At 71.3% G+C, this 13,017-nt stretch carries 15 protein-coding genes; 7 read left to right on the top strand and 8 right to left on the bottom strand.

Annotation, left to right across the window (positions count from 1 at the left end; all coding sequences use genetic code 11):
• Positions 1-54 precede the first annotated feature (54 nt).
• Positions 55-837 (bottom strand): hypothetical protein, encoded by a 783-nt coding sequence (locus tag KFLA_RS09505; protein ID WP_012919572.1) that lies wholly within the window; start codon positions 835-837, stop codon positions 55-57.
• Between the two features lie 102 nt (positions 838-939).
• Between KFLA_RS09505 and KFLA_RS09500 the strand changes: the two genes are divergently transcribed.
• Positions 940-2,469: an FAD-dependent oxidoreductase gene (locus KFLA_RS09500; RefSeq protein ID WP_012919571.1), complete on the top strand. Its 1,530-nt coding sequence runs from the start codon at positions 940-942 to the stop codon at positions 2,467-2,469.
• 9 nt (positions 2,470-2,478) lie between these two features.
• Here the strand turns inward: KFLA_RS09500 and KFLA_RS09495 are convergent, their stop codons facing one another.
• Positions 2,479-3,297, bottom strand: coding sequence for a SigB/SigF/SigG family RNA polymerase sigma factor (locus KFLA_RS09495; protein ID WP_012919570.1), 819 nt, complete (start codon positions 3,295-3,297; stop codon positions 2,479-2,481).
• A gap of 189 nt (positions 3,298-3,486) precedes the next feature.
• Between KFLA_RS09495 and KFLA_RS09490 the strand changes: the two genes are divergently transcribed.
• Genes KFLA_RS09490 through KFLA_RS09475 form a run of 4 tightly spaced genes read left to right on the top strand, consistent with a single transcriptional unit; the run spans position 3,487 to position 6,649 of the window.
• Positions 3,487-4,176 (top strand): DUF4142 domain-containing protein, encoded by a 690-nt coding sequence (locus KFLA_RS09490; RefSeq protein WP_012919569.1) that lies wholly within the window; start codon positions 3,487-3,489, stop codon positions 4,174-4,176.
• Positions 4,173-4,802, top strand: a complete 630-nt coding sequence (locus tag KFLA_RS09485) for a class F sortase (protein ID WP_012919568.1) — start codon at positions 4,173-4,175, stop codon at positions 4,800-4,802. Before KFLA_RS09490 ends, KFLA_RS09485 begins: the two co-directional genes overlap by 4 nt.
• A 51-nt stretch (positions 4,803-4,853) precedes the next feature.
• Positions 4,854-6,173 carry an APC family permease gene (locus KFLA_RS09480; protein ID WP_049797293.1) on the top strand — a complete coding sequence of 440 codons (1,320 nt, stop codon included), beginning with the start codon at positions 4,854-4,856 and terminating at the stop codon, positions 6,171-6,173.
• Complete coding sequence (locus KFLA_RS09475) at positions 6,173-6,649, top strand: MSMEG_6728 family protein (protein ID WP_012919566.1); 477 nt, start codon at positions 6,173-6,175, stop codon at positions 6,647-6,649. The genes KFLA_RS09480 and KFLA_RS09475 overlap by 1 nt, the downstream gene beginning before the upstream one ends.
• A gap of 25 nt (positions 6,650-6,674) precedes the next feature.
• On the opposite strand, the gene KFLA_RS09470 is transcribed toward KFLA_RS09475, so the two are convergent.
• The 5 genes from KFLA_RS09470 to KFLA_RS09450 all read right to left on the bottom strand — a co-directional run bounded on the left by KFLA_RS09470 (position 6,675) and on the right by KFLA_RS09450 (position 10,526).
• Positions 6,675-7,904, bottom strand: coding sequence for an APC family permease (locus KFLA_RS09470; RefSeq protein WP_012919565.1), 1,230 nt, complete (start codon positions 7,902-7,904; stop codon positions 6,675-6,677).
• A gap of 67 nt (positions 7,905-7,971) precedes the next feature.
• Positions 7,972-8,724, bottom strand: a complete 753-nt coding sequence (locus KFLA_RS09465; protein ID WP_012919564.1) for a hypothetical protein — start codon at positions 8,722-8,724, stop codon at positions 7,972-7,974.
• A gap of 171 nt (positions 8,725-8,895) precedes the next feature.
• Positions 8,896-9,285, bottom strand: a complete 390-nt coding sequence (locus KFLA_RS09460; RefSeq protein ID WP_012919563.1) for a VOC family protein — start codon at positions 9,283-9,285, stop codon at positions 8,896-8,898.
• A gap of 34 nt (positions 9,286-9,319) precedes the next feature.
• On the bottom strand, positions 9,320-10,039 hold the full coding sequence (locus KFLA_RS09455; protein WP_012919562.1) for a hypothetical protein: 720 nt from the start codon (positions 10,037-10,039) through the stop codon (positions 9,320-9,322).
• Between the two features lie 52 nt (positions 10,040-10,091).
• On the bottom strand, positions 10,092-10,526 hold the full coding sequence (locus tag KFLA_RS09450) for an Hsp20/alpha crystallin family protein (RefSeq protein WP_012919561.1): 435 nt from the start codon (positions 10,524-10,526) through the stop codon (positions 10,092-10,094).
• A 135-nt stretch (positions 10,527-10,661) separates the two neighbouring features.
• Between KFLA_RS09450 and KFLA_RS09445 the strand changes: the two genes are divergently transcribed.
• Positions 10,662-11,096, top strand: a complete 435-nt coding sequence (locus KFLA_RS09445) for an SRPBCC family protein (RefSeq protein ID WP_012919560.1) — start codon at positions 10,662-10,664, stop codon at positions 11,094-11,096.
• 272 nt (positions 11,097-11,368) lie between these two features.
• Here KFLA_RS09445 and KFLA_RS09440 read toward each other — a convergent pair whose 3' ends face one another.
• Positions 11,369-12,196, bottom strand: coding sequence for an SAM-dependent methyltransferase (locus KFLA_RS09440; RefSeq protein ID WP_012919559.1), 828 nt, complete (start codon positions 12,194-12,196; stop codon positions 11,369-11,371).
• A 386-nt stretch (positions 12,197-12,582) separates the two neighbouring features.
• Between KFLA_RS09440 and KFLA_RS09435 the strand changes: the two genes are divergently transcribed.
• Positions 12,583-12,816, top strand: a complete 234-nt coding sequence (locus KFLA_RS09435) for a DUF397 domain-containing protein (protein ID WP_012919558.1) — start codon at positions 12,583-12,585, stop codon at positions 12,814-12,816.
• Positions 12,817-13,017 lie beyond the last annotated feature (201 nt).

Raw genomic sequence — 13,017 nt, 5'->3', positions numbered from 1 at the left:
GGCAAACGTCGAACAGGCGGCGAATCGCCCGCAACGGGCCCGAACTCCGGTGCGTCACCGCTCCGGGCGACGGCCCGGGCGCGGCGAGCGGCGCGACGGTGGCACGCTCGGCCCGGTCCGGCGGCGCGGAACTCTGCGGTCGGCGTGGCCGGTGCTCTCGCCCCACGGCGTCACCTCGCGCGGCTCGTCCAGGTCCACCACCCGCGGCACGTAGGCCACGACCGGCTCGAACGGCTCGCTGTAGGGATCGCCGTACGGGTCCTCGGCCGGTGGCTCGGGCGGCGGCGCCGGTCGCCGTACCGGTGCCCGGGCCGCGGCCTCCTTGCTCTCCACCGGCCGCGCCGTCACGGCCGGGGGTGCGACCGGCGCCGCCTTCACCGGCCACCGGGTCTGCACCTCGATCCCGAGCACCCGCACCAACTTGCCGATGACAACGATCGTCACGGCGACCACCAGCACGCTGCAGGCCGCGAAGAGCACCGCCTGGCCCCCGGCGGCCCAGTCCGCAGGGCCGGTCCGCCGCATCGCCGCCAGCATCGCCACCACCACCGCGTTGGTGATGCCGAGGGCAATCGTCGTCCACACGGTCCAGATCAGCACCCGGCGTTCCAGCCCGACATCGTCGGCGGCGGCAACCAATCCCGCGATCAGCCCGGCCAGCACCGGAACCGTGTACACCAAGGCGAGCGTCAGTCCCGGACTCGCCACCAGGTAGAACACGTCGAACACCAGCGCCGTACCGGCCAGCGCCCCGGCGAAGCACACCACTATCCGCGGGTACGCCCGCACGACGGCGAGCGCATCCTTGGGCAGCGTCCAGATCAACCGGTGGTACACGGCCTCGTTCCCGGGCTAGTGAGCATCTGCCCTCATTCTGCCTCTCCCCGAGCACATCGGTCGCCACGCCCCGGGGTGAGTCGAGAGTTCTAGGCTGAGGCGATGAGCCAACCGCAGACACCTATCGGCACCGAAGTCCTCGTGTACGGCGCAACGGCGGCCGGCGTGACCGCCGCGGTGGCCGCGGCCCGGGAAGGTGCCCAGGTGGTGCTGCTCGAGCCCGGCCGTCACCTCGGTGGCATGGTCTCCGGCGGCCTCGGGTACACCGATCTGGGCGACGCGAGGGTGCTTGGTGGCATGGCCCGCGAGTTCATGCTGGCCGTCGCCGACCACTACGACGTACCGCCGGGCCACTACGCCGGTCCCGAGCCGCACGTCGCCGAAGGCATCTTCACCGGCTGGTTGGCGCAGGCTGGGGTGGACGTCGTGCTCGGCAGCAGCCTGCTGGAGGTGACGACGGCCGAAGCCGCCATCACGTCGATCCGGACGTCGACCGGGACCTACAGCGCCGCGGTTTTCGTCGACGCGAGCTACGAGGGCGACCTGTTGGCCGGCGCCGGAGTCCCGTACGCCGTCGGCCGCGAGGGCCGGTCGAAGTACGGCGAGTCGCTGGCCGGGCGCCAGGAGTTCGCGCCGGGCAAGCACCAGTTCCCCACGCCGGTGTCGCCACTGGCCGACGGCCGGCCGCTGCCGCTCGTGCACGACCGCCCGCTGGTGGCTCCCGGCGAGGGCGACGGTGGCGTGATGGCCTACGGCTACCGCGTCTGCCTCAGCTCGGCGAAGGACCGGCTGCCGTTCGAGCAGCGTCCTGGTTACGACCCGGCCGAGTGGGAGCTGGCCCGCCGGTGGTTCGCGGTCCTGCGCACGCACGGCGTCGAGCCCGTCGCCGGCGACGTGATCGGCCTGGTGCCGAACCTGCCGAACGGCAAGTGCGACGGCAACTCGATCGGTCCGCTGTCACTCAGCCTGCTCGACGGCACGAACTGGGCCTACCCCGACGCGGACCCGCAGCTGCGCGAGCGCATCCGGCAACGGCACGCCGACTACACCCGCGACTTCCTGTGGTTCATGACCACGGACCCGGAGGTCCCGCGAGCCGTCCGCGACGGTGTGCGGGAGTGGGGGTTCGCGCCCGACGAGTTCGGCGGCGGCCTGCCGCACCAGCTGTACGTGCGCGAGGCGCGGCGGATGCTCGGCGAGTACGTGCTGACCCAGCACGACCTGCTGCCGCGCCCGGTCGCGCAGTACGACGCGATCGCGATGGGCTCGTACCACGTCGACATCCGCGAGGTGCAGCGGACTTGGTCGGTCGCCTCCGAGCACCCGGACCCGCTGCCCTGGGTGTTCAACGAGGGCTACCTGTCCGTCGCCGTCGCGCCGTACCAGGTGCCCTACCGGTGCCTCGTGCCGAAGTACGACGACTGCCGGAACCTACTGGTTCCGGTGTCCGCGAGTGCCTCCCACGTCGCCTTCGCCTCGCTGCGGATGGAACCGCAGTACGAGATGCTCGGGCAGGCCGCGGGCCTCGCGGCGGCCCAGGCCGCAGCAACCGCCCGGGCCGTGCAACAGCTCGATGTCCGGCGCCTCCAGGACCGGCTGGTCGCCGAAGGCGCCGTACTCGCGCTGAACTGATCCGAACGGTCAGGCCGCGGCCGGCACCGGGCTCAGCTTGTCCCGCAGGTCGTCGAGGATCCGTCGCAGGACCCGGGAGACCTGCATCTGGCTGACGCCGATGTCCGCCCCGATCTCGGACTGCGTCCAGCCCTCCACGAACCGCAGCTGCAGGATCCGGCGCTCCCGCTCGCCGAGATCGGCCAGCACCGGCTGCAGCATGTCGACCGCCTCCAGCTGGTCGATCGTGGCGTCGTCGTCGTCCGCGACCACGTCGGCCAGTGTGAGGTCGGCGTCCGCCTCGGCCGGCCGGTCCAGCGACAGCACGTTGAAGCAGCCCTTGGCCGCGAGCGCCTGCTCCACCTCGCTGAGCTCGACGCCGAGGTGGTCGGCGATCTCGGCCGGGGTGGGTTCGCGGTTGAGCAGCTGCTCCAGGTACGGGAGCTTGGCGGCGATCGTGCCCTGCATCTCCTGCAGCCGGCGCGGGATCCGGACGGTCCAGGCGCAGTCACGGAAGTACCGTTTCACCTCGCCCCGGATGGTCGGGATCGCGAAGCCGATGAACGGGGTGTCCGCGTCCAGCCGGTAGTGGTGGGCGGCCTTCACCAACCCGAGGTAGGCGACCTGCTCCAGGTCGTCGGCCTCGGCGCCCCGGCCGCGGAACCGGCGGGCGATGCCGCGGGCCATCTCGATGTTGAGCTCGACGACCTCTTCCAGCAACTGCTGGCGTTCCTCGTCGTCGGTGCTGGCGGCCCGGCGTTCCAGCAACTCGCGGGTGGCTGCCTCTCGGGCAGCCCGATCGGCCGCCGTCGCGCACTGGGTGGGAACTCTGTCAAGGGTGGTAACCATTGCTATGACCTCGCGACAAGTCGTCACGGCGTGGCACCTCTCTGGACCACAGTCACTGCCTGAGCACGCCCGTACCCACCCTGTTGGATCCCATGCATTCCCCGCGTGGCGCCGATTCAAACTTGTGCACCGGTGTGCAGCGACGGCCGCCGGGTACCGCGGCGGCCCGAACGCGAGAAGAGGACCGATATGAAGAACACCGTGCGACGCTGTCTCCTTCTGGTTGCGGCTGCCGGCCTGGTGGTGGCGGGTGGCACCACGACGGCCACCGCGACCGGCACAGCCGTGTCGGATCAGGACCGCGCATTCCTGCGCGGCGCCCACCAGTCGAACCTGGCGGAGATCGCCACCGGGAAGCTGGCCCAAGCCAAGGGCTCGAGCGACCGGGTGAAGGACCTCGGCGCGCTGCTTGTCTCCGACCACACCAAGCTCGACGCGGCCCTGCGACGGGTCGCCGCGGCCGCGAACGTGTCGCTGCCGACGACGCCGAACGCCGAGCAGCGGGCCCTGCAGGCGAAGCTGACCGCGGCCGGGGCCGGCGAGTTCGACGCCTTGTTCGTGGCCGGCCAGCTCGAGGGTCACGCCAAGACGATGGCGATCGGCGAGCGTGAGCTCGCGAACGGCAGCGACGCCAGGGTGATCAAGGCGGCCAAGGACTCGGCGCCGGTGATCGCCTCCCACCACGAGAAGTTCATGGCGGCCGCGCGCAGCCTGGGCCTGCCCGACTCCGTGGACGCCGGAACATCGGGGCTCGCGGCGACGGCGGACAACACCGTGCCGGCCGGCCTGGTCGGACTCGGTGCCCTGCTTGCCGGTCTGGGCGCCTTCCTCGTCCTGCGCCGGCGCCCCGTCCCGGTTTCCGGCCGATCCGCCCGGTGAGCCGGCGAGTTCTCGGCACGATCCTGGTCACGGCCGGCGCCCTGCTGGCCGTGACCGGGGCCGCCCTGTCCCACAACCCCACCATCTTCGGCGCACCGCCGGCCGTACCTGGCAGTCTGCCGCCTTCCACGGCACAGGCGCCGGTCGCCGAGCCGCCTGCTCCGGCAACGGTCAAGCACTCGGTGGCCAACCGGATGCCTACGCGAGTGGTGGTGGCCAGTCTGTCGGCCGCCGCGGCGGTCGAGCCGGTCGGCACGGCGGCCGACGGCAGCTTGTTGCTTCCAGCACCTGATCGGGTGGGCTGGTGGTTCGGCGGCGCCCAGCCGGGTGATCCGGCCGGCACCACCGTGCTTGCCGGGCACGTCGACACCCCAGCCGGTACGCCGGGCGCGCTCTACCACCTCTCCGCCGTACGCCGCGGCGCCACCCTCGAGGTGGTCACGGCGGCCGGACGCTTCACCTACCGCGTCACCGCCCTCCAGCTTTATCCCAAGCAACGCCTCCCGAGCGACCTCTTCACCCGCTCCGGGCCGCACCGGTTGGCCCTGATCACCTGCGGCGGCCCGTACCGGTCCGGCCAGGGATACGCCGACAACGTCGTCGCCTACGCCGAGCCGACCAAATGACCACCGGGCGACGACGTGCCAACTGCAGGTCAGCGGGGTACTGAGCAGCGCATGACACTGCGCCGGGAAGTCACGACACCGCTGCTCTACCTGTTCATCCTCGGCGACATCCTCGGTGCCGGGGTCTACGTGCTGGTCGGCCAGGTCGCCGCCGAGTCGGGCGGCGCGGTTTGGCTGCCGCTCGTGCTCGCGCTCCTGCTCGCCCTGCTGACCGCCACCTCGTACGCCGAACTGGTGACCAAGTTCCCGCGCGCCGGCGGAGCGTCGTACTACGCCCACCGCGCCTTCGGGCCGTTCGTCGGGTTCCTCACCGGGTTCTGCATGCTTGCCGGGGGCATCGTCTCGGTCGCCGCGCTGGCCCGGGCGTTCGGCGGTGAGTACCTCGCCGAGTTCGTCACCTCGCCGCCGGCGCTGGCGGCCCTGATCTTCCTGGCCGCGCTCGGCCTGCTCAACGCCTACGGCATCAAGGACTCGCTGCGGGCGAACGTCGTCGCCACCGCGATCGAGGTGTCCGGCCTGCTGCTGGTCGTCGGACTGGGCGCCTGGCTGATCGCCCGCGGCGACGCCGACCTCGGCCGGCTCAGCGAGCTGAGCGCCGGCGGGACCGGGGCCGTCACCGCCACGCTGAGCGGCGCGGTGCTGGCGTACTACTCCTTCGTCGGCTTCGAGACCTCGGTGAACATCGCCGAGGAGACCAAGGACCCGCGCCGGTCTTACCCCCGGGCGCTGTTCGGCGCGCTGGCCACCGCCGGAGTCGTCTACCTGCTGGTCGGCATCGTGGCGAGCGCCGCCGTCCCGACATCGCAGCTGGCGGAGTCGAGCGGCCCGCTGCTCGAGGTGGTCCGGGCCGCGGGCGGCGTACCGCCGTGGATCTTCAGCGCCGTCGCCCTGGTGGCCGTCGCCAACGGCGCACTGCTGACCGGCATCATGTCGTCGCGGCTGGCCTACGGCATGGCCCGCGACGGACTGCTGCCGCACGGCCTGACCCGGCTGCTGCCGAAACGCGGTACGCCGTGGGTCGCCATCGTGGTCACCACGGCCCTGTCCCTGCTGCTGGCGGTGACCGGCGAGGTCGCCCAGCTGGCGTCGACCCTCGTCCTGCTGCTGCTCGTCGTCTTCACCGCCGTGAACCTGGCGGTCCTGGCCCTGCGCCGCCAGCACGTCGAGGCGGACCACTTCCACGCCCCGACCGTCGTCCCGGTGCTCGGCGTGCTGTCCTGCCTGCTGCTCTTCACCCAGATCGAGGCCGGCGTCTGGCTGCGGGGCGGCATCCTGATCGCGGCCGGCCTGGTCCTCGGCCTGATCGCCGCCCACCGCAGCCAGGGCCTCGACCCCGAGCCGGAAGCGGAGTCGCAGGAGGCCCGGACCTGATGCAGTCCTTCCTGCCGTACGCCGACTTCGCCGCGAGCGCCAGGGTGCTGGATGCCCGGCGGCTCGGCAAGCAGCGGGTGGAGACGATCCAGATCCTGCGCGGCCTGACGATCAGCACCTACGGTTGGCGCCACCATCCCGCCGTGAAGATGTGGGCGGGCTACGAGGAAGGGCTGGTCCGGTACGGCCTGGAAATCTGCGCCGCCTGGACGGCGTCCGGCCGGGCCGACACCTGCCAGCTCACCTTGCTCACCGACCTCAAGTCCGGCTGCGGCCTCGACCACGTCCGCACTCAGCAGGCGCTCGCCGAGGCCGGCGACCTGCCGCCCTGGCTCGGCGACGAAGACTTCCACCGCAGCCACCGATCGGCCCTGCTCAGCAAGGACCCGCAGTACTACGGAGCCCTGTTCGACGACCCGCCGGAGCTGCCGTACGTCTGGCCGGCTTCGGACCGCCGGCCGTGCCACCAAGGGTGAGCCCGGGAGTCGGCAGCTCCGGAGCTCAGGACCGTACGCGTCGGCGCGCGGTGAGCGCGTAGATCGCCACCCCCGCGGCCAGGACGGCGAGGCCGGCCAGGATCGACGAGAGCGGCAGCGCGAAGGCCAGAACCAGGCAGCCGACGAGCCCCAGCCCCGGTACGACGTGGCGTCGCGGCTCGAGCGTCCAGGCCGAGGCGTTGGCGATTGCGTAGTACACCAGCACCCCGAACGACGAGAAGCCGATCGCACCGCGGAGGTCCGTGGTGGCGGCGACCAGCGCGACGAGCAGCCCGACGGCGAGCTCGGCGCGGTGCGGAACCTCATAGCGCGGGTGGATCGCCGCCAGCGCTGGCGGCAGATGGCGGTCGCGCGCCATCGCCAGCGTCGTCCGGGAGACGCCGAGGATCAGGGCGAGCAACGAACCGAGAGCGGCCAGTGTCGCACCGGCCCGGACGACCGGGCTGAGGATCGGCACGCCCGCCGCGCGCACCAGCTCCGCCAGTGGGTCGGGCGCCACCGCCAGCCGGGCCGGGCCGAGCACGACCAGCGCGGCGACCGCCACCGCGACGTACGTGACCAAGGTGATCGCCAGCGCGAGCAGCACCGCGCGGGGAATCGTCCGGGCCGGGTCGCGGACCTCCTCGCCGAGCGTGGCGATGCGCGCGTAGCCGGCGAAGGCGAAGAAGAGCAGCCCCGCTGCCTGCAGCACTCCCCCGAAGGTCGCGTCCCGGCCGATCTCGAGCTGGGAGTACTGGGCGGTGTCCGCGGTGAGGCCGACCACGACGACCATCGCCAGCACCAGCAGCACGACGGCGACGATGACCCGGCTCAGCCAGGCCGCCTTCTGCACACCGACGTAGTTGAGTGCCGTCAGCGCGACCACGGCGGCGACCGCCACGACGTGCTTGTGGTCCGGCCAGAGGTATGAACCGACGGTGAGCGCCATCGCCGCGCAGGAGGCGGACTTGCCTACGACGAACGCCCAGCCGGCCAGGTAGCCCCAGAACGGGCCCAGCCGCTCCTGTCCGTAGACGTAGGTGCCACCGGACGCGGGGTACACAGCGGCGAGCCGGGCCGACGACGAGGCGTTGCAGTATGCAACCACCGCGGCGAGCGCTAGGCCGATCAGCAGGCCGGTCCCGGCCACACCGGCCGCAGGCGCGAACACCGCGAACACCCCGGCGCCGATCATCGCCCCGAGCCCGACGACCACGGCGTCCGTCGGCCCCAGATCCCTGCGCAGCTCGGTCATGCGGACCAGTGGATCACGCCGTACGACGTACCAGCTACCTCGGCCGACTCAGCGTGGACGGGGTCAGTCAGTTGGGGCTGAAGTGCTCGGCGAGAACGTCTCTGATCAGCGGCAACCACTGCTCGCAGGTCTGCGCCGCGATCTCCACCGCGGCGGGCAGGAAGACGTCGAGATCGGCACTGCTCCGCACGGCCTTCGCGATGGAGGCCAGGACCATCTCGACCGTCTGGCCACCGGCCTGGTGCTGCAGGAAGCCGCACACGTTCCGCTGCACGGCGTCCGGCGCGGCCGGCAGGTACGACGGCCGTACCGGAGCGTTGGCCAGGAACGTGAACAGCTGGTGGCGGTACTGCTGCCGCTCCACCGGCGTCGGTCCGCGGGTGCAGATCCGCGGCGTACTCGCTAGGTCGAGCAATCGATGCGCCGGGCCGAGCATCAGCAGGTTCTTCTGCGGCACTCTCATCGCCATCCAGCCCATCGTGACGAACGCCGAGAACTGGTTCTTGCACAGGCTGACCGCCTGCGCTTCGACGTCGGCCGGCGTGAGGTTCGTGTGCTCGTACAGGCGATGTATGTCCGCAGCAATGCCTTCGGCCGTCGGCAGTAAATCGTTCACCACGGTCTGGGCCGCGGGGGCGAGCACCGGCGGCGAACTGACGCGCACTGTGCTCGTCGGGCTCGACAGCGTGGCCGTGCTGGTGGGGTACGCCGGCGTTCGGTTGCCGACGGCACCACCGCCCCCGTCGCTGCTGTCACAGCCCATCAACGCGCAGAGCGCAAGCCCCGCGATGCCAACACCGACAACTCGTCCCCGTGCCATGTCCGCTCCCCCGGCCCCCGGAATCCCGCCGGCGGCGACCCGCCGGCGAACTCCCTGCCAAGGCTGACGCTACGCCGCTGCCGGTCGTCCCACCAGAGGCGAGCGCGGCGCCGTGTCGAGCGCATCAGGCGCGCGACGGATGCACCGCCGGCACGGTCCGATCGACTCGGTTCAGCTGGCGACGGCGACCGCGGTCAGCCAGCCGGCGGCTCCGGCCGGAACGCGGGGGTCCGGGTCGAGCAGACGCATCGGCAGTCCGGTCCGGTCCGCGAACACGGCGTACCGGCCGAGCGTGCTGTCCGCCGGGGCGACCAGCCAGTCCAGGTCCGGGTGATCGGCGTAGTACTCGTCGACGTCACCGACCTCGTAGACGCCACCGGTCCCCAGCGCGGCCTCGGCCGGGTCACGCATCAGCGCGAGCGTCGGCTCTGCCGCGCCGAGCGGTGCGAGCAGGACGGTGTCGTCGTCCGGCCAGGCCATCGGCTCCAGTCCCAGCTCGCGGTAGTAGTCGACGCTGGCTTCCAGGTGGTCGACCGGGCGCAGCTCGAACAACAGCTTCATCGGGGGCGATCCTCCTCGTGTACTGGGGGTGTGGTCACGCACCACGCCCTGAGCGCCGCGGGGCCTCGCGGCGGACCTGGTCGGCCTGGTCGCCGACCTCGGAGATGCGGTCGGCGAGCGTCGGATGGTCGCGGACCAGCCGCGGTCCCGCCTCCGCCAGGGGCGCGAGCAGCGCCGCCGAGTCGTCGGCGCCGAGCGCGTCGTGCAGCCGGTCGACGCTGGCCTGGGCCTTGCTGTCCAGGCCGTCGAGCGCGGTCACCTGACCGGCCAGCCGGCGCAGGTCGGCCGCGTTGGTGCGGGCCCACTCGACCACCGCGCGGTCGCTGGCCCGCCGGTCACGAGCCGCCTGGACCCGCTGTTCCCCGGTCATCGTCGGGTCGGAGGTGTTCGGGCTGAGCCTCAGGTAGCGCCGCTCGGCCGCCTGCCGGCTGGCGACACCCAGCACCGGCGCCAACTGGTTCCAGCTGGCGCCCGCCGCGCGCGCGGCCTCGATCAGCCGCGGCTCCCAGCCGGCCACCTGCTCCCGCAACCACCGCAGTCCGTCCAGCGCCGCCAGCAGGTCCTCGACCTCGACCGCCGGCCCGGACCCGTTCGCCGTACTGCCGTTCGCCAGATTGCCGTTCGCCGTACTGCTGGGCTCGGGACCGCCGGTTCCGGGGCTGTCCGCCAAGTGGTCGAGAATGCCGACGAGCTGGGCGAGCACCTCCGTCGGATCGGAGGGGGCGACGGTGATGTCGCCGGTCGGCTGCGGCATGGCTCTCCTTGCTCTGTATCCGCCGGCCACCGCGACGGCGGCCGGCGGGTGGTCAGGCGTCGATCTGCTGGCTGGTCCCGCCGTTCACGGTGATCTTGCGCGGCTTGGCCTGGGCGGCGACCGGAATCCGCACCGTCAGCACGCCGTTGTCGTAGCGGGCCTGGATGCCGTCGGCGTCGAGGTTGTCGCCCAGCACGAGCTGCCGGGAGAACACGCCGAGCGGCCGCTCGCCCACCTGCAGCTCGACCCCCTCGGGCACCGGGGCCGGTCGCCGCTCGGCCCGGACGGTCAGCACGTTGCGCTCGACGTCCAGGTCGATCGCGTCCGCCTCGACGCCGGGCAGGTCGAACAGCAGCACGAACTCCTCGCCGTGCCGGTAGGCGTCCATCGGCATCGGGTTCGGCCGTGACCACGTTCCCGCGGTGGCTCCTGCGACCTGCTGGGCCAGCCGGTCGAACTCACGGAACGGGTCGGTGCGCATCAACATCGTTCCACCTCCAGAAGATCGCTTGCCGGTCAGTGTCAACACGCACCCTCAGATGTAGCATGTCAACGGATCGATGACAAGATTCTAGTCGTCACTTCGTTGACGTTGTGCATCCCGGGTGGGTACAGAGCCCTCATGAGCGAGAACGAACGTCTGATCCAGGCCCCCGTTCCCGACGTCTTCGACGTCCTCACCGACGGCTGGACGTACGCCGCCTGGGTGGTCGGCGCCTCCCGGGTCCGAGCCGTCGAACCAGGCTGGCCGCAGCCCGGCCACAGAATTCACCACTCGGTCGGCGTGTGGCCGGCGCTCATCAACGACACCACCACGGTCGAGCAGTACGAGCCGAACCGCTTCCTGCAGCTGCGCGTGCGCGCCTGGCCCACCGGCGAGGGGCAGGTGGAGTTCGTCGCCACCGACCGCGGCGGCCAGTGTCACCTGGTGATGCGGGAAAAGGCGGTGAAGGGACCGGCCGCCATGGTCCCGCAAGCGGCGCTCGACCCGATCCTGTCGCTGCGCAACACCGAAACCCTCCGCCGCCTGGCCCTCCTGGTACAGCGCCAGACCTGACCCCACCCGACCCCACCTCACCCACCCCGCCCCACCCGACCCGCCCCCTCCCCCGCCCCATTTGCGGGGCTAACCGCGCACGTTGTGGGTTCTCCCGGGCGATGACGACCGGTGGACCCACGAAGTGCACGGTTATCCCCGCAAATGGCGGCGCGGGGTGGGCGGGGGCGGGCGGGTCGTGGGGGGGTGGATGCACGAAGGCGCGCGGCCCGGACGGGACGCGCGCCTTCGGTGGGCACTACGGGGTCAGACCTTCGGTGTGTACTACGGGGTCAGACCTTCTTGGCGATGCCGGCCATCAGGATGCGCTGGTACGGCAGCAGTTCGTCGGCGTCCGGGACGTCGGCGTCGGGGTCGGCCGGGTTCCAGCGCTCGAGGAAGTCCAGGCCGGGCGGAACCAGTGGCATGCCCAGGAAGTGCTGCTCGATGCGCTCCGGGGTCCGGATCCAGCCGTTGCCCAAACTCTCCAGGCCGGCCTGCTCCATCGACTTCTGCAGCGGGTCACCGGTGTCGACGAAGTCGGTGATGAACAGGTAGCTGCCCGGCACCATCGCGTCCATCAGCGTGCGGACCCACTCGTCCGGCAACTCGTCGTCATGGAAGTGCATGTGGATACCGACGATCATCAGCGCGACCGGGCGGCTGAAGTCCAGCAGCGCGCGGATCTCCTCGTTCGCCAGGATCTCCTGCGGCTTGCGCAGGTCGGCGGTGACCACGATGGTCGACTTGTTGGTCGCGAGCAGCGCCCGGCCGTGCGCGAGCACGATCGGGTCGATGTCGACGTAGACCACCTTGGCGTCGGGGTTGATCTCCTGCGCCGCCTGGTGGGTGTTCTTCTGGGTCGGCAGCCCGCTGCCGATGTCGAGGAACTGGTCGATGCCCGCCTCCCGGGCCAGGTACTGCACGCCCCGCACCAGGGCGGCCCGGTTGTCGATCGCGCAGCGACCGGCGTCGGGTACGTACTTCAGGTAGGTGGCCGCCCCTTCGCGGTCGGCGGCGAAGTTGTCCTTGCCGCCGAGCAGCGCGTCGTACACGCGCGCGATGGTCGGTTGAGTGGTGTCGAACTCCGGAGTCGCCTCCGGACCGTCGGGAGTCGCCATCGCGCAAACCTTCGTGGTGTGGGGGATTCAAGGGTCGCCACTGTAGTGCATTTCCGTACCAGTCGACGGGTGGATCACCCCGCTCGGCGACGGCCGACGGAGCCGATCCGAAAAGCCTGATTTCTCAACTGACCAAGGCGTTCCGGCCTTGCGCCCGCAGAACGCCGTGGCCGGCGCCCGCTCGGACTATGCCCGCCCCGGAGGCAGGTCAACCACCGCCGCGGCGGGGGCGCGAAACCGTCACCGAACGCCATCTTCGAGCCGCGACGCGCCGAGCGCTCAGCACGTTCCGTAGTGGACCGGACACGTGGCCCTCAACCGTGTACGATGCAAATGCAAGCCCAAATGCACGTGCATATGCCAAAGACGTACGGAAGGTGCAGCTGATGACTGCTGTCTACAACGGCATGCCCGGCGACGCGATGAGCGAGCTGACCTGGCGGAAGAGTCAGCGGAGTGGCCCCAACGGCAACTGCGTAGAGGTGGCGAAGCTTCCGGGCGGCGGCGTGGCGATGCGGAACTCGCGTCACACCGACGGTCCGGCTCTCGTCTTCACCCAGGCCGAGATCGAGGCGTTTCTCGGCGGCGTTCACGACGGGGAGTTCGACGACCTCGCCTGACCCACATCCGGGTACCAGAGCAAGAGGCCCCCTCACCGGGCGAGCGGTGAGGGGGCCTCTTCTCGTCTGCAGGGGCCGGACATGACAAAAGGCCGTCCCTTGAGGAGGAGGACGGCCTTTTGCCCAGCCGTCCCCTTGAGGAGGAGGACGGCCTTCCAGCAGACGCTCCGGTAGTTCACCGGAGCGGTGGTGCACCGCCGG

It is taken from the genome of Kribbella flavida DSM 17836, assembly GCF_000024345.1.
Classification (GTDB): domain Bacteria; phylum Actinomycetota; class Actinomycetes; order Propionibacteriales; family Kribbellaceae; genus Kribbella; species Kribbella flavida.
Note: the sequence above shows the minus strand (reverse complement) of the source record. Positions and strands in the feature narration are given on the sequence as shown.